The organism is Cryptosporangium japonicum (assembly GCF_039524755.1).
Classification (GTDB): domain Bacteria; phylum Actinomycetota; class Actinomycetes; order Mycobacteriales; family Cryptosporangiaceae; genus Cryptosporangium; species Cryptosporangium japonicum.
Window position 1 is genome coordinate 90,534 of the sequence record NZ_BAAAGX010000020.1, and the last position, 20,001, is coordinate 110,534.

Here is a 20,001-nt window from a genome sequence, read left to right on the forward strand (position 1 = left end):
GCGGGTGCGAACTGAGGCGTCCTCATCAGCTCGACCCAATTTCATTTCCGGCGCCCCCGCCCGACGCAGAAATAGTGCCGTCTACCGACGACTCGCCTGTCGCACCGGGCCCACAAGCGGCGCGACACACCCGGAACATGTATTGAGCTGATCTCATAGTGACTTGCCGCTGACCTCCTGGCAAGATGAATGGAAATTGCCAACGGAATTGCGCGGCATCGACCCCCGGTGCGGTACGACCGAGGGGTCGCTTACTCGGTCAGAAAGCTGCTCGATCAGGAGGACAGCATGACTGACGCCGAGTCCTCGTCCTCTCCCACGCTGCGACGCCTGGCCGTCGCGGCCGCGCTACGCCGACATCGACGCTCGTCCGGATTCACCACCGCCGAGGTCCTCGACCGACTCGACTTCTCGGCGTCGAAGCTCTCGCGAATCGAAACCGGCACGCGCCCCATCCAGCTCAAGGATCTCGAGCAGCTCTGCACCCTCTACCGAATCGACGACGACGAACGAGCTGAGCTGGTCCGTTGGGCGGCCGAGAGCCGCCAGAGCAGCACGTACCGGCACGTGGCCGGGTCGAGCGTTCCGTGGGTCGAGTTCGCCGAGCTGGAACAAGCCGCCCGCCGGATCGACGACTACAAGACGTCCACGATCACCGCGTTGCTACAAACCGCGGACTACACCCGGGCGCTGGTACGGACTTTTCGCCCGAACGCTCCCGGCGACTGGATCGAAGAGCAGGTGCACATCCGGCAGATGCGCCGAGAACAGGTCGTCGACTCGGAGGCGAGCGGCGCCGAGCTGACGTTCGTCGTCGACGAGGCGTCACTACGCCGCGTGGTGGGCGGAACCAATACCATGCGTACACAATTGGCCTATCTCGCGGCGCTGTCCGAACAGGACCGGGTCCGTTTCCACGCCATTCCGTTCAACTCCGGAGCCCATCCCGGAATGGACAGCCTCTTCACCATTCTGTCGTTCGGCGACGCGGTTCGCGATCGCGTTTACGTCGACAGCCTGGCCGGGTCGACATTCTTCTCGTCGGTGGCCGATCTCGAACGGTTCCGGGACTCTTTCACCCGAATCCTGAACGTCGCGCTCGACCCGGCCGGAACCATTGACCTCATCCGCGATATTCACCGTTCGCTCTAGCCGGGTCGAATTCCCCGGCTTTTGCTCCATCGAGGAACGCGCTCCACGCGGAAGCGCTGACGACCAGCGCGGCCCGGTCGTCCCGCACCGCGACGAACCCGCGGGCCGGCACGCCGGCCCACACGCACTCGCCGTGGGAACAGCGAGATGACTTTCGCCAAGAAAATTCGGACTCGAAGCCCCAGGGCGTACGTCCGTCACCCAATTCACCAGGTAACTTGGACATCATTGTTCCCATCTGCCACGGAGTTCTTTGGTTATGCACGCGCCACGAACACGCGGGTAAGGACCCGCGGACAAGAACGCCCGCGGGTGCGTCATTCGACGGAACCGCGGTCAGGCACGGCCCGGGCTACACCGATTCGACCCCGCGAAGCCCTACGCGAACATTGTTCACGTACTGGGCCGCGCGCTCGATCGACCGCCGGCACGCTGGATCACGGTCCATTGCCGATCTCAATTCGTTCCGATGAAAGCCTCGCTCCGGAGCATCTGAGGTAACGCTCGAAGCAAACTATAGCTTGCCTCCGAACCTTCGGCACCGGCCCCGCGCAGGCGAATCCATTCCGTTCTTCCACGAATAGTAGAACTCACCCTGAGATCAATTCGTAAACGGTAGACGCCAATCAACCATTGCGAGACGCGGCTTCTTATGGGCACGTCCCTAAGTGCTACGGAAAGCAACCGCAAGAGATTCAGAGGTAGCGACGCCGGATCACGCGCTGTAGTGATCGCTTCCCCGCTCGGCGTGGAGGGGCTATAACGCTCTGAGCGGCGTGTCCGGTTTCCCGGTGGGCCGCACAGTTCTCCCTCGCAGTTCCCCCGCTGTACGAGGAGGCGTGATGGCCGTCGCCGACGAACACTCCGACGAAGCGAGACTCGCGGAGCTGGGCTACAAGCAGGAACTCCGCCGGACCTGGTCCGGGTTCTCCAACTTCGCGATCAGCTTCTCGATCATCTCGATCCTGGCCGGCTGCTTCACCACGTTCGCGCAGGCCTGGAACAACGGCGGGCCGATCGCGATCTCGCTCGGGTGGCCGCTGATCAGCGTCTTCATCCTGATCATCGGGCTCTGTCTGGCCGAGATGGGCTCGGCCTACCCCACCGCGGGTGGGATCTACTGGTGGGCGGCGCGGCTCGGTGGGCCGGCGGCCGGGTTCTACACCGGCTGGTTGAACCTCGTCGGCCTCATCGCGGTGACGGCCAGCGTCGTCTACGCCTGCGCGGGGTTCTGGAACATCACGCTGACGCTGTTCTGGCCGGGATGGGCCGACACGTTCGGCGGGGACGCGTTGAACCAGCAGTTCTTCTGGTTCGCGATCCTCATGGTGCTGGTCTGCGTGCTCAACATCTTCAGCTCGCACCTGCTGGCGCTGATCAACAACGTGAGCGCGGGCTGGCACGTGGTCGGCGCCGCGGTCATCATCCTGGTGCTGCTGTTCGCGTCCAAGGGCCACCAGGACGCGAGCTTCATCTTCACCGAGCGCATCAACAACTCCGGCTTCGGCGACCAGTCCTTCTGGTTCTACGTGCTGCCCCTCGGCTTCCTGCTCACGCAGTACACGATCACCGGGTTCGACGCGTCCGCGCACATGTCCGAGGAGACCCAGGCCGCGAGCCGGAGCGTCGCCCGGGGCATCTGGACGAGCATCTTCTACTCGGCGATCGGCGGCTGGCTGCTGCTGCTCGCGTTCCTCTGGGCCGCGAAGGACGTCGGCTTCATCAACTCGCCCGACAACGGCTACGGCGTCGGCAGCGTCATCGCGATCTTCTCGTCGGCGTTGTCGCCGGCGCTGTTCAAGCTGGTCATGGTCATCGCCACGATCGGTCAGGTGTTCTGCGGCATCGCGGCGATGACGAGCCTGTCCCGGATGGGCTACGCGTTCAGCCGTGACGGCGCGGTTCCCGGGCGCAGGCTCTGGAGCAAGGTCTCGCCGACGACCGGCGTCCCGGTGAACGCGGTGCTCGGCGGCGCCGCGGCCGGCGTGCTCATCACGCTGCCCGCGCTGTACAAGAGCCCGGCCGGCATCCCGGTCGCGTTCTACGCGGTCGTCAGCGTCGCGGTGATCGGGCTGTACCTGGCGTTCCTCATCCCGATCTACTACCGGCTGCGGGCCGGCTCGACGTTCCAACCCGGACCGTGGAGCCTCGGCAACAACTACCGGTGGATGAACGTCGTCGCCGCGATCGAGATCGTCGTGATCAGCATCTACTTCTGCCTGCCGATCGTGCCCGGCGGGGTTCCGTTCAGCGACGGCTTCAGCTGGTTCGACGTCAACTACGCGCCGATCGTGACCGGTGCGGTGCTGCTGGCGATCACGATCTGGTGGTTCACGTCGGCGAGGACGTGGTTCACCGGTCCACGCCGGACGATCGACGAAGCGCCCCTGTAGCCGAACGGGCCGGGGAGTCCCTTGACGTCCCCGGCCCATGGCTTCCGTTGTGCTCTGTATCGAGGATGCCTCGGTTACCCACCGCGCTCGATCAGCTACCGGACGGAGCCGATGTCATCGCGCTGACATGTACGCGGTGAACTCCTCCAGCGAGATCTTGCCGTCGCCGTCGGCGTCGACCCGCGCCACCGCGGCCACCGCGTCCTCCTCGGTGATCGGATCGCCCAGCGCCCCGGTCACCTGGACCAGCTCCGCGGCGGAGATCAGACCGTCGTTGTCGAGGTCGATCAGGCTGAATGTCGTCGAATAGTCAGTCACGACGCACAGACTAATCAACGCGACGCCGTCGACTCCCGCATCGACTTGAGCATCTTCAGCTGCTCGTGCACGGTGCCGTCGGCCTCGAGCAGGCGGTAGCCGTACTGGTGGGCCGAGATGCCGGCGGACGGACGGTACGCCGTGTAGACGGTACCGACCTGCACCTGCGGGTACTGCGCGGCGGCGAGCTTGAACGAGCGGACCATGTAGTCACCGGCGATGTGGTCGCTGGCCACGCCGAACAACCAGGTCTGCTTGATGCCCGCGTTCGAGTGCACGGACGTACCGAACTCGGTCCACCAGATCGGCTTCGTGCCGTCACCGTTGGCCTTCATCGCCGCGATCACGGCCGGCATGTTGGTGATGCGCGACTTGCCGGTGATGTCCGTCGACTCCGGAGCCTTGGTCTGGTTGCCCTGGTAGGGGTGCACGGCCATGATGTCGAACGCGCCCTTGGCGCCGGCGGCGTACGCGGCCTTGATGAACACGTCGTCGGTCTGCGCGGTGCCACCGAAGATCACCGGCACGGACTTGTTACCGGCCTTGATACCGGCGTACGACGCCTTGAGCACGGCGACGAACCGCTTGACGCGGGCGTCCGCGTCGGCGATGCCGGTGAACTCGACCAGGTTCGGCTCGTTCCAGACCTCGATGCCCGCGATGCGCGCGCCGTACGTCTTGGCCATGAACGTCATCCACGGTCGGATCGAGTTCGGGTCCTTGGGGAGCTGCATGAGGTTGCTGCCGGTGCCCGGGCGGGCCCACTCCGGCGACTGGTGCAGGGTCAGGAAGACCTTCAGGCCCTTGGCGCGGATGCGGTCGATCGCGATGCTCAGCCGCTTGTTGTGCCACGAGTTGGCGTCCGGCGCGGCCTTCGTCGGCTGGCTCGCCGACCAACCCATGTCGACGCGGACGATCTGCACCTTGTTCGCGGCCAGCGCGTTGAGGTGCTTGTCGAACATCGCGTTCGGGGTCTGGCCGTTCCAGTACATCTCCCACATCGCGTGCATCTGCACGCCCAGCTGCGGAACCTTGGTGGCCGTGACGGCCGTGCCCGCCTCCGCGGCCACCACCGCCGTCGTCTTCTTCTTTTTCTTCGCCGAGGCGTCGGCGGTGGGCTTGGTGGTCATCGCCGTGGTCGCCGCCTGCGCGGTGCCACCGATGGCCCCTCCCACCAGGCCACCGACGGCCATGACGGCGGCTGCCAGCTTCAGCTTCATCCTCGCCCCTCAATTCATCCCTTGACTGCCTCTCGATAGACAAGTTCGGCAGGTTGGGTTGCGAGGAGAGAAGCTCGACGGGAGTAGGACGGTTGCCGCTCCCGGGACCACGCTCAGAGGGTGCGGAACGGGTGCGCCCGGGGTGCGATCAGCGCGATTCCACCGTCATCGTGACGTCGAAGCTCTCCGCCTGCTGCACGGTGAGCGTGAGCCGCATGCCCTCGCCGGACGCCTCGGCCGTGCAGAGCGGGAACGCGCCCGTGCGGTTTCCGGTGGGGCGGCAGTCCCCATCGACGCCCGGGCGCTCCCAGCCGGCGGCCTCGATCGATCGACGCAGCTCACCGGGGGTCGGCGGTCGTTCGGCCTGCCAGCGCCGCACCGACATCGGGCACCCCGAGTCGAGGCAGCCGGCGCCCGACCGGTCCTCGATCTCGACCTGCCACCAGCCGGCCAGCGGCCGGAACCGGTTCGCGGCGGCGACGACGTCCGACTCGCCGCCACCGCCCAGCGTGAACACCGCCCCACCGACCCCGACGGCCACCACGGCCATCGACGTCGCCGCGGCGAGTATCCACGAGCGGTAGCGCGGTTCCACGTCGATCGCGTGTCGGGCCTGGCTCATGCTGTCTCCTGCTCCCCCGTACCCGCGTCACCTGTATAGCAACGCCTCTTCAATGAGTTACGTAGCGAACGCGCTGGGTGTTCATTCCGGTCTCAGAAACTGCGTGAGCGGCGGTGCCGACCGGCCGGACGGGTGCGCAGCGCGAGCGTCACCAGCGTCCCCGCGGTGGCCGCCAGCAGCGCCCCGGCCGCCACGACCAGGCCCGTCGCGAGCTCCGGCTCCGCGTCGGCGGCCCGCGCAACCGGCACCACCCGATTCGGACGCCGCCCGGCGGCCCGCTGCCCCGCCGGTACCGCGGTGAACCGCGAGGACCCGGCTCCGCGCGGCACCGCCACGGCCGGTGCGCTCCGGCCGAACTCGTTCACCGCCTCGACGGTCAGCGCGGTGGTGCGGTCGGGAAGTGCGGCCAGGTCGGCCTGGCGTGCCGAGCCCGGGACGTGGGCGAGCAGCCGCCCCTCGGCGTCGTGGACCCGCCACGCGTCGACGCGGCCGGCGTCGGCGCCGGGGGTCCACCGCACTATCGCCCCGTCGGCCCCGTACGCGGCGCGGACGGTGACGCCCGTGGGCCCGGACGGGAGCCGCCGCCCCAACCCCACCCGGTCGACGTGCACGGCCGCGCTCGCGAGCAGCTCCGCGCCGTCGGCGGCGTCGACCCCGACCCGGACCCGGCCGGTGAACGGCTCCGGATAGCTGTGGTCCACGGTCGGCCGGTCCGTCGTGCGGTCGACCGTTCCGTCGCCGTCGAAGTCCCAGTGGTAGGTGGCGTCCGGCGGCCCCGCGACCGCGAACGTCACCGCGCTCCGGGGCTGCGTCCAGTACTCGTCGAGCACCAGCGTGGTGACCGGTCCGCCGGTCGGCGGCGTCGACGACGGAGACCCGGTCACCGACGGCACCGGGCCGGACGCCGCCGGACGGTCACCGCCGGCCGCGGGAGTACCGGCGGCGGGCGGCGGCGTCGGCGCCGGTGACGGCGTCGGCCCGGCCGGAGCCGCCGGGTTCGCGGCCACGTCGATGCTCTCGCCGCGCTCTCCGAGCGCGCTGCGCACCGCACCCGCCGCCTCGAGCGCCGCCTGCTCCACCGCCCGCCCCGGCTGGGCGTACCGACCGTGCGTGGAGTGCACGAAGTCCGCGAGGTTGCTGTTGCAGATCGGATCGTCCCGGTCGCACCATGACCCGGTCCGCGTCGCCACGTCCGCGGGGACGTACGGCGAGCGGGCGTCGAGAATGCCGTTGTCGGTGTAACAGCTGGCCGTACCCCGGCGCCACGGTGACAGCGACTTGCCGCGGCAGCCCACCGGGAAGATGCCGCGCCCCTCCGGGAGCGACAGTTTCGGATCGCCGAACAGGCCGACGAACGCCACCCGGTCACGCAGGTCGCGACCGAGACCGGCCAGCGCGTCGCCGACGACCTGGGCGCCCTGGGAGTACCCGCCCAGCACCAGGCGCTCGGTGGGGCACGTCCGCACCCGCTGCGCCAGGTACGCACGCAGCTCGGTGACCCCGGCGGCCACGCTCGCCCGGTACCGGTGGCCCTCGTTCCCGGTCCAGAACGCCCCGGCGTCCAGCAGGTTGGCGAACGCGTCACCGCTGTCGACGCCCACGCCGACCGCCGGGTACCGCGCCCCGCCGTAGGACGCCGACCCGAGCTCGTACGCGGTGGCGCTGACGTCGTCGCCGAGCCGGCCGGAGAGCGCGCGGAGGAACACGGCGCTCTCCCGCTGCGCGAGCCCCTGGCCCGAGCCGCGAGCGAACACGACCGCGACCTCGCCGCAGCCGGAGTTGCCGGCGAGCGCCGGAGCGGGCCCGCCCGCCAGCACGACCCCGGCGAGCAGGGTGACGACCGCGAGCGCCCGCAGACGCCACGCGTGAGGCAAGAGCTGAGACACGACCGACCTGGTTCGCCGAGGGGTGGCTAACGGAATAGGTGGGCCGGCTGGCCAGGGAATCACCCAACCGACCCGCGGCAGCTTATGGCGCCCCGACCGGCGAATACCCCGCTATCCCTTCCTCTGTTCGGCGCGGAAAATGGCGCGCACGATCGATTTCGTACCGGCCCGGACGGAGGATGGGAGCACGTCATCCACGGGATATATCAGGTCCAAGCTGGACAAAAATCAGCACTCGAGCTCGGTTATCCGTGACTCAGCGCAATTTCCGGCAGAACAATTCCCGACCCCCGGGAGCCCCAGAAGAATCAACCACATCACGTATTTGAATTACCGGGAATTGCACATCCGCTCGCGTTCCGCACCGGACCGGGCGCAGCCCCGGCCCGGACTACCCCGGAGAAACGTTCAGGCGTCCGGCCCCGCTGCCGATCTGGCCGAAGATAGGAACTGGCGTCCCGAGGGGCTCTCATGTCGTACCGCCTGGTGACCCGTAGCGACTTCGACGGCCTGGTGTGCGCGGTGCTGCTGCGCCAGCTCGACCTCGTCGACGAGATCACGTTCGTGCACCCGAAAGACGTCCAGGACGGGACGTTCGAGGTCAGCGACCGGGACATCCTCACCAACCTGCCGTACGCGCCGGGCGCCCACCTGGTCTTCGACCACCACCACTCGGAGACGCTGCGCAACACCGGCGACGCCGAGAACCACATCATCGACCCGGAGGCGCCGTCCGCGGCCCGGGTGGTCTACGACTACTACGGCGGCAACGAGCGGTTCCCGACGGTGTCGGCGGAGATCATGGACGCGGTCGACCGCGCCGACTCCGCGCAGTACGACATCAAGGAGGTCCTCGACCCCACCGGCTGGACGCTGCTCAACTTCCTGATGGACAGCCGCACCGGGCTGGGCCGGTTCCGCCAGTTCCGGATCTCGAACTACCAGCTGATGATGAAGCTCATCGACGCCTGCATCGAGCACCAGGACGTCGAGGACATCCTCGACCTGCCCGACGTCGCCGAGCGGGCCGACCTCTTCAACGCCCACCACAAGTTTTTCGTCGACCAGCTCAACCGGGTCGGCACGATGCACGGCGACGTCGTCGTGCTGGACCTGCGCGACGAGGAGACGATCTACGCCGGCAACCGGTTCCTGGTGTACGCGCTCTACCCGCAGGCCCGGGTCTCGATCCACGTCATGTGGGGACGTCAGAAACAGAACACCGTGCTCGCGGCGGGCAAGTCGATCCTCGACCGCACGTCGCCGGTGGACATCGGTTCGGTGATGCTGAAGTACGGCGGTGGCGGGCACGTCGCCGCCGGTACCTGCCAGGTGCCGCACGAGGACGCCGAGCGGGTGCTGGCCGAGGTGATCGACGCGGTCAGCGCACCACGCACGGTCTCGGTCTAGACGGGCTCGCCCACCACTAGCGTCGCCGGTCCGGCGCTCGCGAACGCCGTCAGCCCGGCGCCCTCGGCCTCGATCGCCTCGGCGTCCGCCGCCGACCAGGGCACCAGCGGCCGCACGGTCAGCGTGACGCCACCGCGCTCGCGGGTGAGCACCCAGACCCCGCGGACCTCGCCGTCGATCAGGATCGTGCCCGGCAGCACCCCGTTCTTCGTGAACGTGCGTTCCCGGGCCGCCGCCGTCTCCGGCGTCTGGAAGCGGGTGCGCTGCGCGTAGGACAGGTGCAGGTTCTCGAAGTCGTACAGGAACCGCACCGGGGCCGGCGTGTCCTCGTCGGGCCGGGGTGCGTCCGGGACGTCGAACACCTCGACGCCCTCGTCGTCGGTGTGGACGACCAGGGCGGGCCGGAGCCGCTCGAAGACCTCACGCAGCCGGGTGAGGCCCGACCAGACCTGGGTGTCCTTCACCCCGGCCGGGCCGAACGCCGCGAGGTGGCGCAGCACCAGCTCGTCGGGGCTCGCGGCCGGCACCCGTGCGTCGAGCCACGCCTCGGCCGTGGTGTGCGCGATCGGGCCACTGATCGGGCCGGACCCGCCCCAGGTGCCGCGCGGCGGCACCTGGACCAGCGTGAGGTAGGCGCGCACCGCGTACGACAGCGCGTGCGGGTCGTGTCCGGGCCAGCGCTCGGCGAGGCGCTTCTCCAGCGCCGCGAACGTCAGCGGCTGCTCCGCCAGCAGCGTGCGGCCGAGCGCGGTGAGCTCGTCCAGGTCGACGCCCTCGAGTTTGCGCCGGTACTGGCTGAGCGACGCGCGGACGATCATCGGTTGCAACAGCGGACGCCAGGCCAGGCAGTCACGCGCCGACACCAGGTGGATCGTGGAACGCTGCAACGCCAGCCGGACGACGCGCCGCTCGGTGAGCGCGGCCGAGACGTCGAGGGCCGAGAGGCCGGCGATCCGGGCCCAGAGCCCGTAGTACCAGGAGTGCGGCGTCTGCGCCTGCAGCCCGGCGAGGCGTTCGACGACGGCGTCGACCGGGAGGTCGGTCCGTTCGAGCAGGAACTGCCGGGCGAGCGTGGCGCGGTTGAGCGCGCGCCGCGAGATCCGCCCGGCGGTCACTGCGGCGCCAGCGTGGAGAGGAAGATGCGGTCGATGTCGCTCCCGCTGTCGGCCCGGTACGCCTTGCCGCCCACCGCGGCGGTGATGACGCGCAGCTCGTTCAGGTCGGCGTCGCTGCCGAAACCGATCGCGATGACCTGCACCGGCCGGTCGGGCTTCATCACCTGACGCAGCTTCTGCACCAGCTGCGGGCGGGTCAGGCCGCCGTTCTTCTCGTCGCGCCCGTCGGTGAGGATCACCAGCAGGTTGAGCCGGCCGGGCTGCCAGTTCTTCTGCACGTACTGGTAGGCGGCGAGCGTGGTGTCGAAGAGGCCGGTGGCGCCCTTCGGGGTCAGGTCGCGGCGGATCGCGGTCTCCAGCGCCGCCCGGCGGGGCGTCTTGTCGGGCAGCGCGCCGCTGATCGGCCCGATCGGCACCAGCTGCCGGTAGTCCTTGGCCCCGTCCTGCTTGGTCGAGAACCGCCACAGGCCCACGCCGGACTCCGGGCTGAACAGGGCGATGGCCCGCAGGCAGGCCTCCTGCACGACCCGGATCCTGGTCTGCTTCCCGTCCGGGGCGGGGTCGGTCATCGAACCGGACGTGTCGACGGCGGCCAGCACGTTGGACTTGCGCTGCAGCGCGGACCAGAACACGAGGGTCTTGGTCATCGCCTCGTCGTCGGGCAGGCCGCGGGTGCGGTCGGAGACCGGGCCGCCCATCCCCAGCACCGGCTGCAGGTCACGCGAGTAGCGGGTGGTGCGCTCCGGGTCGCGGAAGCCGGCCCGCCCGTACGCCCGGCGCCCGGCGTCGCTCTGGATCACGTCCAGGAAGCTGGCCGCGATCCGCTGCCGGATCGGGTCGACCCAGGACGCGGCGAGCGTGACGTACGGGTAGTCGGCGAAGACCGTTCCCTCGGCCGGCTGCACCGCGGCCAGCGGCACCGCCGGGCTGTCCCGGTCGTACGCGGCGACCTGCTGCTCGGTGGCCGGGAAGAGGCCGGCCTCGGTGAGCAGCGCGCCCGGGTCGGTCGTCGCACGCAGCCCGGCCAGGTACGCCGCCGACGTGGGCTGGTCGAGCGTGTTGGCCCGGGAGAGCATCAGCGCGTTGTGCAGCTCCTCCTCGCTGACCTGGCCGTTCATGTCGGCGTCGACGACCGAGAGCAGCGTGCCGAGCGCGGCCGTCGACTGGCGCGGGTCACCGACGCCGAGGCGCAGCGCGCCCCACTCCGGGCGGCCGAAGTCGCTCCAGGTGGTGCCGTTGATGTGCTGCAGGCCCAGTTTCGTCCAGGAGATCGCCTGCTTCGGCCAGCCGAGCGCGCTGGCCATCGGCCGCGGGGCGGCGAGCACGATCGGCGAGGACGCCACGCTCGGACGGTCGTAGGCGAACAGGCGGCTCATGCCGGGCCGGGCGGCGGCGCTGGTGATCCACGTCGACGAGTCGGGCATCCAGACGTCGACCCGGTCGTTCTCGGCCGCGCCGTTCTGGCTCGGGGTCAGCGCCTGGCCGACCGCGGCGGACTCCTGCCCCCGGACCCGGATCTCGCCGCAGTGCCCGTCGAAGTTGTGGTCCTCGCGCTGCCAGGAGGACGCCAGCTCACGCACGACGCCCTGCTGATCGGGCGAGGCGACGACGGAGAGCACCACCGGATCGCCGGCGCACTCGCCGGAGCGGCGCACGTACGCGAACGTGAGCGCGCCGAAGACGAGGACCAGGACGATCGCCGCGGCCAGCCACGGCCGTGCCCACCAGCGTCGTCCGCCGGGGTGGGACGCCGCCGCGACGGACGCCTGTTGGCGGAGAACCACCGCGGTGCGGTGCCGACCACGCGCCATGAGCGGGAAGGTACCCGATCGGCTCGCATACGGACCAGAGGAGGACAGCTACCGAATCCCAATAGAAACAGGGGCAACTTTCATCGTCTGCAACTCCACGATCGCGAACGAGTCGGTACGCTCCGACAGCCAACAGCGAGCTATCGGGAGCGCGGGTGTCGCTCGACCGCCACGACGACGCGGGCGTCCTACTGGGGTTGGACCGCCTGCGCGCGATCGCTGCGACGCCGGACGAGGCGGACGCACCGACCCTCACCGTGCCCAGCGGCCCCTTACCGGCGCCCCGGCCGTCGATCGAGGTGCCCACCGGCGGCGTCCCGACCGTGGACGTCCGCGAACCCGACGTCCGCGCGGCCGCGGCGGCGAAGGCCACCCAGGCCTCGGCCGGGTACGAGATCCTCGGCGAGCTGGGCCGCGGGAGCCGCACGGTCGCCTACCGGGTCCGCCGGGGCGACGGCGTCTACGCGATGAAGATCGCCCGGGAGCGCCCGCCCGCGTCCGACGGTACGGGCGGGGACCAGGACGACGCGGGCGAGCGGGCGTTCCGGCGCGAGGCCGCCCTGCTCGCCTGCATCGCGCATCCCGGCCTCGCGCGGGTGCACGAGGTCGGCACCGCCGACGGGCGTCCCTATCTGGTGATGGACCTCGTCGAGGGCGACCGGCTGCCGCAGGTGCTCGCCGACGGCCCGCTCGACGTCGGCACGCTGCTGGCGATCGGAATCGACGTCGCCGACGCGCTGGCCGCCGCCCACCGCGCCGGGCTGGTGCACCGCGACATCAAGCCGGAGAACATCCTGGTCAGCGGCGGCGTCGGGCACGTCGCGCCACAGGCCCGCCTGATCGACTTCGGCATGGCGTCGCGGCTGGGGGCGCCGCCGGACGGCACGGTGGCCGGGACGATGCTCTACTGCGCCCCGGAACAGTCCGGGATGCTGCACCGGCCGGTCGACGGCCGGGCCGACCTCTACGCGCTCGGCGCCGTGCTGTTCGAGTGCGCCACCGGCGCCCCGCCGTTCGCGTCCGACGACGTCGGCGCGCTGCTGCGGATGCACGCGACGGTGCCACCGCCGGACCCGCTGGTGACCCGGCGCGACCTGCCCTCGGCGCTGGGCGCGGTGATCCTGCGGCTGCTGGCCAAGGACCCGGACGACCGCTACCAGAGCGGTGCGGGCCTGGTCGCCGACCTGCGGCGGATCGCGTCCGGGGCGGACCGGTTCACGCTCGGCGCCGACGACCACCCGGTCGCGGTGAAGTCGGAGAGCCCGCTGGTCGGCCGGGACGCCGAACTCGGCGCGCTCGCGGCCCGGTGGCAACGCGTGCGCGACGCCGCGACCGGCGCCGGCCCGCCCGCCGGTGGTGCCGTGCTGGTCACCGGCCCGCCCGGCAGCGGCAAGAGCCGCATCACCGCCGAGCTGACCGGGGCGGTCACCGCGAACCGGGGGCTGGTGCTCTCCGGGAAGTGCGACCCGGACGCCTCGCTCCCGCTCGCGCCGTTACGGGCCGCGCTGGACGACTACGTCGCCACCGTGCGCGCGCTGCCCCCGGCCCGGCGGGTCGCGGCCGCCGTCGACCTCACCGCGGCCGCGGGTCCGGCGGCCCCGCTGCTGCACGGGCTGTCCCCCGCGCTCGGCGCGCTCGTCGACGCCGCTCCCCCGCTCGCCGACGAACGGGACCAGCCGCTGTCCGGAGCGGTGGCCGGGTTCCTGGCCGCGCTGGCCCGCTCGGCCGGCGGCCTGGTGCTGCACCTCGACGACCTGCACTGGATGGACGACGCGACCGGCCGGGTGCTGCGCCAGCTGGCCGACGAACTGCCGGACGCACCGGTCCTCGTGCTGGGCACCTGTCGCGACGACCCCGGCCACGCCGCCGAGCTGGCCACCGCACGCAACGCGCTCGGGCCCGCGCTGGACCTCACCGTGCGGCTCGAACCGCTGGCGCCGGCCGCCATCGCCGAACTCGTCTTCGGCATGACCAGCGGCATCCGGATCGACTCCCCCACCGCGGCCGCGCTGGCCGCACGCAGCGACGGCAACCCGTTCACGCTGCTGCAGTTCCTCACCGCGATCGTCGACGCCGGGCTGGCCCGCCCGTCCTGGGGCACCTGGCAGATCGACCCCGACCTGCTGCACGACGTCGAGTTGCCGCTGGACGCCGTCGAGCTCGTGCTCGACCGGCTGCGCGGGCTGGACGAGGAGAGCAGGCAGCTGCTGGGCATCGCGGCGGCGCTCGGCCCGCACTTCGATCCGGGGCTGGTCGCCGAGGTCGGGCGCATCGCCCGCCGGCGCGCGATCGAGGTCGCCAGCGCGGCGGCCTGGCGTCACCTGCTGGAGCGGCGGGACGGCGACAACTTCCAGTTCCTGCACGACCGGATCCGCGAGGCGCTGCTGGCCCAGTTCGACCCGGCGACGCTGCGCGGCGTCCACGCCCGGATCGCCGACGTGCTCGCCGGGCAGGCGGCGTCGTCGCCGTCCGGGTCGGTGCCGGCCACGGTCTACGCCCGGGCGCGGCACCGCCAGCTCGCCGACGACGGCTCGCCCGACGTCGACCTCTTCGAAGCCTGTGCCGTGGCGGGCCGGCTGGCCCTCACCGAACACGCGCCGGCCGAGGCGGTGGGCTTTCTCGAGGCCGCCGCGTCCGCCGCGGCGCGCGCCGGTCTCATCCCGGACGCCGGCTTCCTCCTGACGCTCGGCCGCGCGCAGCACCGCACCGGGCACTTCCGGGAGGCGCTGGGGACGCTGGAGATCGCCCATCGGCGGGCGGCCGACCCGATGGAGCGCGCCCGGGTGCTCGCGCTGGTCGCCCAGGTGCACGACAGCACGTGGGCCACCGACCGGCAGGTGAGCGCGGTCGACGAGGCGTTGGCCGTGCTCGGCCACCCGCTGCCGGAGAACCCGTTCGTGCTGGTGGCGTCCACCGTCGGCACCGCGCTGCTGGGCTGCCTGATGAGCGTCGTGCGGATCGGGTACGGCGGTGTCCGCGGCACCCGGCGTGAGCTGTACGGGCTGCTGACCGAGCTCTACGACATCGGGGCGCTGGCGTACGCCCGGCAACTGCGGCCGACGGTCGCGCTCGCGTTCACGTTGCGCGGGGTGTTCCTGACCGCGCGGATCGGCCGGGGCCAGGAGAGCGCCCGGATGAGCGCCGCCGCCGCGCACCTGGCGTTCGTGGCCGGGCTGCGTCCGGTCGGGCGGTGGCTGACCCGGCGCGCGCACCGCACCGCCGCGTGGGTCGGTGACCCGCAGCTGATCGCGTTCGTCGACTGGCTGGAGGCCCTCGACCGCCACTTCTTCGGCCTCGACCAGGGTGAGCGGGTCCGCGAGGTGCTGGCCGGCCGGGCCCGGTGGCTCGACGCCGGTCGCCGCATCGACCTGCTCTCGGTGCTGTGCTGGGACACGCTGCTGCGCGGCGACGTCACCGGCGCCGAGGACGTGTTCGCCCGCAGGCAGGCGCTCGTCGAGGCCAGCGACGGGGCCGGTGCGCTGAGCACCACCGTGCACGCCTGTCACGTCGGGTTGCTGGCGTTGCAGGGGCGTCCGGCCGAGGCCGCGGCCCAGCTCGAGCGGGTGCGCGCCGGCGGCACCGGCACGCGGTGGGAACGCGTCGACGTGAGTTACGCGGCGATGCTGGCCGAGGTGGAGCAGGGCGACTGCGGTCCCGCGTTCGACCGGGCCGCTGAGGACCTGGCCGCGACCGGGGTGCCGTGGTGGAACCTGATCCCGATCCAGCGCGGGCTCTTCGTCTACCAGGCCTACGGGCGGGTCGAGCAGCTGCGGATGGCGCCGGACGACGAGCGTCTCGCGCGGGCCAGGGCCGCGGTCCGGACGCTCCGGCTGGTCGCGAACACCGCGCTGCTGCGGGCCCACTACCGGGTCGTCCGGGCCGCGCTGCGGCTCGCGGAGGGCCGCGCCGACGGGGCGCTGCGCGCGCTCAACGCGGCCGAGCCGGCGCTCCGCGCGGTCGACGCGCCGCTGGTGGCGTTCGAGGCGGCCCGGCTGCGTGCCCGGGCGCTGCTGGCGCAGGGCGTCGAGGGTGAGAGCGCACGTCAGGCGCGGTACGCGCTCACGCTGGCGGTGGGGCAGCGGTGGCCGCACCGGGCCCGGCAGGTGGCGGCCGAGTTCGACCTGGAGGACGTCGGCCGGCTGAGCCTCACCCAGGCCCGGTCGAGCGACGGCGTCGCGGTCAGCCTGTACCGGCAGCGGCTCGACGCGATCCAGCAGGTCGGGCTGGCCGCGTCCCGGGTGCTGCACCCGTCCCGGGTGGCGGCGGTCGCGCTCGACGAGACGATCCGCATCCTCGGCGCCGAGCGCGCGTTCCTCTTCCTGGTCGACGACGCCGGGCAGCTGCGCCCGCACGGTGGGCGCGACGCCGCCGGGGCCGACCTCGGCACGCTGACCGGCTACAGCGCGACGCTCGTCGAGCGGGTCTGGCAGACACGCACCGCGCTGGTGGTGACCGGGACCGAGGAGGGGGCCGCGCTGGGCGCGGAGAGCGTCGTCCTGCACGGGCTGCGCAGCATCATGGTCGCGCCGATCCTGCTCGAACCGCGGCTGCTCGGTGTGGTGTACCTCGACAGCCGGGTCGCGAAAGGCATCTTCACCGCCGACGACGTCGGGGTGCTGACCGCGATCACCAGCCACGTGGCGGTCGCGCTGGAGACCGCGCGGGCCGCGCAGCTGGAGGTCGCGGTCTCGGCCGCGCACCGCCAGCGCGACCTGGCCGAGACGCTGCGCGACGCGCTCGCCGCGATCACCGGGATCCTCGAGCCGACCCCCGAGCAGGTGCTCCGCCGGCTGCTGACCGTCGTGTTCGGTGTCGTCGGCGGCGACAGCGGCTGGCTGGTGCAGCCCGCGCCCGCGCCGCCGCTGATCTGGGTGCGTGCCGCGACCCGGACCGGACGTCATCACCGCACCGACGACCTGGCCGCGGTGTTCGCCGCGGTGGCCGACGCCGACGAGCCGGGCGCCGACGACTCGGGCCTGGGGGTGCCGACCGGTTCGCACCCGGTGGCGATGGACGCCGACGGGCGGCTGGCCCGGCTGCTGGCCGCCGACCAGCCGGTGATCAGCCGGGTGGACGCGCCCCGCCTGGTCACCGACGCGCTGCCGGACGCGCGGTGCTGGCTGGCGCTGCCGCTGATCGCCCGGGGTGAGCACCTGGGGGTGCTGCTGTTCGCGACGGCGGAGGAGAACGACTACGACGACGGCGTGGCCGAGATCGCCGGTGCGCTGGTCGGGCAGGGCATGGTGGCCTACGAGAACGCGCGGCTGTTCGCCGAGGTGCGGCGGCTCGCGACGATCGACGGGCTGACCGGGGTGGCCAACCGGCGGCACTTCTTCGAGCTGGCCGTGCAGGACGTCGCGGTCAGCCGGCGGGACGGGGCGGCGAGCTGGCCGGTCGCGGCGATGATGATCGACATCGACCACTTCAAGCGGGTCAACGACGAGCACGGGCACCAGGTGGGCGACGAGGTGATCCAGGTCGTGGCGGCCCGGCTGCGCCAGAACGGGCGCGGGCTCGGGCTGCTCGGGCGCTACGGCGGTGAGGAGTTCGTGTTGACGTTGCGCGCCGGGCCGCTGGAGGCCGCGCGGGTGGCCGAGGAACTGCGCGCCGCGGTGGCCGACGAGCCGGTGCCGACCAGCGCCGGACCGGTGCCGGTGACGATCAGCCTCGGCATCACCTACCTGCGCGACGGCGACCTGGAGGGCGACCCCAGCGCGGACGCGCTGGTCAGCGCGCTGCTCGGGCGGGCGGACCGGTGCCTGTACCTGGCCAAGCACGCGGGCCGCAACCGCGTTCACGTCGGGTAGCCCACCTCCACGGTGAAGCCGTTGAGCACCGCGGTGCCGCTCAGCGCGTCGAGCTGGTTCGGGTCGGTGAGCGTGTTCGCGTTGACCCCCTCGGTCTGCTCGGCGACACGCAGCCTGGTGCCCGGCAGGCCGGAACCGAAGCCGTGGGGCAGGCTGACCACGCCGGGCATGATCGACGCGCTCGGCTCCAGCACCGTGGTGACCGCGCCGACCCGGGAACTCACCCGCACCTGCTGCCCGGCTTCGAACCCGAGCCGGGCGGCGTCGTCCGGGTTCATCTGCAGCGTGCACCGGTTGGATCCCCCGGCCAGCCCGCTGACGTTGTGCGACCAGCTGTTGTTCGTGCGCAGGTTGCGTCGGCCGACCAGCACGAACCCGTCCCGCCGGGCGCCGAGGCCGGCACGCAGCCGCGCCAGGTCGGCGACGATCGGTGCCGGTGCGAGCTCCACCCGGCCCGACGCGGTGGCCAGCAGCGCGTCCAGAACCGGCTCGAGCGGGCCGAGGTCCAGGCCGTGCGGTGCGTCGAGCAGCGTGCGCAGCGAGAGGCCGCCGGGGCGGGCGCCGAACGCGTCACCGAACGAACCGAGGCGCAGCATCAGATCGAGCCGGCGTTCGCTGCCGTCGGCCCCGGTGAGCTCGGCGGCCAGCGCGGCCGGGTCGCGACCGTGCACCGGGGAGGCGGGATCGGCGACGGCTTTGGCCAGCGCACCGGCGATGAGGCCCTCGTCGAGCTGGGCCGGGTCGGCCCCCGCGCCCTGGCCGGCGGCGATCAGCGTGAGCCGGGCGAGGATCTCCGACTCGTTCGGACGGTCGGCGGCGCGCTCGAGAACGGGCGGGGAGTACCGGGCGATGCGCCGCACCGCGAACCCGAGCAGCGCGACGTCGTAGTGGCCGGACTCGAGGATGCGTGCCGGCGGGAGGACGACGTCGGCGTGGCGCGTGGTCGCGTTCAGGTACGGGTCGACGCTGACCAGGAAGTCGAGCGTCGCGAGCGCCTCGTCGAGGCCGGGCCCGTCGGGGGTGGAGAGCACCGGGTTGCCGGCCACCGTGACCAGCGCGCGGACCTGGCCCTCGCCGGGCGTGCGGATCTCGTCGGCGAGCGTGGCGACCGGGAGCTCACCGATCACCTCGGGCAGGTGCCGCACCCGGCTGTGCCAGCGGCCGGTGCGGAACGGCTTGCGCCACCGGGTGCGCCCGTGCGGCGCGACGCCGAACATGCCGCCGCCCGGCCGGTCGAGGTTGCCGGTCAGCGCGGTGACGACGTCGACGAGCCAGCTCGTCAGCGTGCCGAACTCGGCGGTGGACGTGCCGATGCGGCCGTAGACGACCGCGGTGGGTGCCGCGGCGAGCTCGCGGGCCAGCGTCGCGATCTGCTCGGCGGGGACGCCGCACACGGCGGCGACCGCGGCCGGCGGGAACTCCTTCGCGAGCGTGCGGAGATCCTCGACACCGGCGAACCGTTCGTCCGCGGTGGTCAGCTCCTCGGCGAAGAGCGTGTGCACGATGCCGAGCAGGAGGTACGGATCGGTGCCCGGCCGGATGAACAGGTGCCGGTCGGCCAGGGCCGCGGTGCGGGTGCGGCGCGGATCGACCACGACGAGCCGGCCGCCGCGTGCTTTCAGCGCCTTGAGCCGGCCGGGAAAATCGGGTGCGGTGCAGAGGCTGCCGTTGGACTCCAGCGGGTTCGCGCCGAGCATCAGCAGGTAGTCGGTGCGGTCCAGATCGGGCACCGGGATCGCGGTGGGGTCACCGAACATCAGCCCGGCCGAGACGTGTTTGGGCAGCTGGTCGACGCTGGCGGCGGTGTAGACGTTGGTGGTGCCCAGCGCTTTGCGCAGCGGCCCGAGGTAGAGCTGACCGGCCAGCGTGTGCGCGCTGGGGTTGCCGACGTAGAGCGCCACCGCGTCGCGCCCGTGCGCGGCGGCGACCCGCCCGAGTCCCTTCTCGACGGCCGCGAACGCCTCGGCCCAGGTGGCGGGCTCGAGCACGCCACCGCGCCGGACGAGCGGCCCGGTGAGGCGGTCGGGGTCCTGGTCGAGCTCGCCCAGCGTCGCGCCCTTCGGGCAGAGGAAGCCACGGCTGAACACGTCGTCCCGATCGCCGCGGACCCGGACGACGTCCCGGCCCTCGAGCGTGATCTCGAGGCCGCAGACGGCCTCGCAGAGCGGGCAGGTGCGGTATGCGGTGCGGGCCACTGACGACCACCTCCGGACCACAGTCTGGCCCGCCCCACCGACAAAATCGCCGGTGTTCGACGAACACCGGCG

Annotated in this window: 12 protein-coding genes; 4 read left to right on the plus strand and 8 right to left on the minus strand. The window is 71.9% G+C overall.

Features of this window, described 5'->3' with window-relative positions; all coding sequences use genetic code 11:
- Positions 1-288: 288 nt before the first annotated feature.
- Positions 289-1,152 carry a helix-turn-helix domain-containing protein gene (locus ABD437_RS25560; protein WP_344651463.1) on the plus strand — a complete coding sequence of 288 codons (864 nt, stop codon included), beginning with the start codon at positions 289-291 and terminating at the stop codon, positions 1,150-1,152.
- Here the strand turns inward: ABD437_RS25560 and ABD437_RS25565 are convergent.
- Positions 1,124-1,390, minus strand: a complete 267-nt coding sequence (locus ABD437_RS25565; protein WP_344651464.1) for a DUF397 domain-containing protein — start codon at positions 1,388-1,390, stop codon at positions 1,124-1,126. The genes ABD437_RS25560 and ABD437_RS25565 overlap by 29 nt on opposite strands.
- A gap of 604 nt (positions 1,391-1,994) precedes the next feature.
- On the opposite strand from ABD437_RS25565, the gene ABD437_RS25570 reads away from it, so the two are divergent.
- Entirely contained in the window at positions 1,995-3,545 is a 1,551-nt protein-coding gene (locus ABD437_RS25570) for an amino acid permease (RefSeq protein ID WP_344651465.1), read from the plus strand.
- Positions 3,546-3,659: 114 nt separating this feature from the next.
- On the opposite strand, the gene ABD437_RS25575 is transcribed toward ABD437_RS25570, so the two are convergent.
- The 4 genes from ABD437_RS25575 to ABD437_RS25590 form a co-directional block, all read right to left on the minus strand.
- The gene (locus ABD437_RS25575; RefSeq protein WP_344651466.1) at positions 3,660-3,863 is read right to left on the minus strand and encodes an EF-hand domain-containing protein; all 204 of its coding nucleotides are present in this window, start codon (positions 3,861-3,863) and stop codon (positions 3,660-3,662) included.
- A gap of 14 nt (positions 3,864-3,877) precedes the next feature.
- Positions 3,878-5,083 carry a cellulase family glycosylhydrolase gene (locus tag ABD437_RS25580; RefSeq protein ID WP_344651467.1) on the minus strand — a complete coding sequence of 402 codons (1,206 nt, stop codon included), beginning with the start codon at positions 5,081-5,083 and terminating at the stop codon, positions 3,878-3,880.
- 148 nt (positions 5,084-5,231) lie between these two features.
- Positions 5,232-5,705 (minus strand): hypothetical protein, encoded by a 474-nt coding sequence (locus ABD437_RS25585; RefSeq protein ID WP_344651468.1) that lies wholly within the window; start codon positions 5,703-5,705, stop codon positions 5,232-5,234.
- Between the two features lie 92 nt (positions 5,706-5,797).
- Positions 5,798-7,591, minus strand: coding sequence for a cutinase family protein (locus tag ABD437_RS25590; RefSeq protein ID WP_344651469.1), 1,794 nt, complete (start codon positions 7,589-7,591; stop codon positions 5,798-5,800).
- Positions 7,592-8,062: 471 nt separating this feature from the next.
- Here ABD437_RS25590 and ABD437_RS25595 point away from each other — a divergent pair, with 471 nt between their 5' ends.
- Positions 8,063-9,001 carry a DHH family phosphoesterase gene (locus ABD437_RS25595; protein ID WP_344651470.1) on the plus strand — a complete coding sequence of 313 codons (939 nt, stop codon included), beginning with the start codon at positions 8,063-8,065 and terminating at the stop codon, positions 8,999-9,001.
- On the opposite strand, the gene ABD437_RS25600 is transcribed toward ABD437_RS25595, so the two are convergent.
- Entirely contained in the window at positions 8,998-10,116 is a 1,119-nt protein-coding gene (locus ABD437_RS25600; RefSeq protein ID WP_344651471.1) for a winged helix DNA-binding domain-containing protein, read from the minus strand. The two genes, ABD437_RS25595 and ABD437_RS25600, sit on opposite strands and share 4 nt — an antisense overlap.
- A complete protein-coding gene (locus ABD437_RS25605; RefSeq protein ID WP_344651472.1) occupies positions 10,113-11,927 on the minus strand; it encodes a substrate-binding domain-containing protein in 1,815 nt (604 codons plus the stop codon). The genes ABD437_RS25600 and ABD437_RS25605 overlap by 4 nt, the downstream gene beginning before the upstream one ends.
- Before the next feature lie 155 nt (positions 11,928-12,082).
- Between ABD437_RS25605 and ABD437_RS25610 the strand changes: the two genes are divergently transcribed.
- A complete protein-coding gene (locus tag ABD437_RS25610) occupies positions 12,083-17,734 on the plus strand; it encodes a diguanylate cyclase (RefSeq protein WP_344651473.1) in 5,652 nt (1,883 codons plus the stop codon).
- Here the strand turns inward: ABD437_RS25610 and ABD437_RS25615 are convergent.
- A complete protein-coding gene (locus ABD437_RS25615) occupies positions 17,722-19,929 on the minus strand; it encodes a molybdopterin-dependent oxidoreductase (RefSeq protein ID WP_344651474.1) in 2,208 nt (735 codons plus the stop codon). The genes ABD437_RS25610 and ABD437_RS25615 overlap by 13 nt on opposite strands.
- Positions 19,930-20,001 lie beyond the last annotated feature (72 nt).

What these genes read in the sequence shown, in the direction of transcription:
- ABD437_RS25605 (WP_344651472.1), bottom strand. Translation starts at nt 11,927, where the DNA reads ATGGCGCGTGGTCGGCACCGCACCGCGGTGGTTCTCCGCCAACAGGCG.
- ABD437_RS25560 (WP_344651463.1), top strand. Translation starts at nt 289, where the DNA reads ATGACTGACGCCGAGTCCTCGTCCTCTCCCACGCTGCGACGCCTGGCC.
- ABD437_RS25595 (WP_344651470.1), top strand. Translation starts at nt 8,063, where the DNA reads ATGTCGTACCGCCTGGTGACCCGTAGCGACTTCGACGGCCTGGTGTGC.
- ABD437_RS25565 (WP_344651464.1), bottom strand. Translation starts at nt 1,390, where the DNA reads ATGGGAACAATGATGTCCAAGTTACCTGGTGAATTGGGTGACGGACGT.
- ABD437_RS25585 (WP_344651468.1), bottom strand. Translation starts at nt 5,705, where the DNA reads ATGAGCCAGGCCCGACACGCGATCGACGTGGAACCGCGCTACCGCTCG.
- ABD437_RS25580 (WP_344651467.1), bottom strand. Translation starts at nt 5,083, where the DNA reads ATGAAGCTGAAGCTGGCAGCCGCCGTCATGGCCGTCGGTGGCCTGGTG.
- ABD437_RS25570 (WP_344651465.1), top strand. Translation starts at nt 1,995, where the DNA reads ATGGCCGTCGCCGACGAACACTCCGACGAAGCGAGACTCGCGGAGCTG.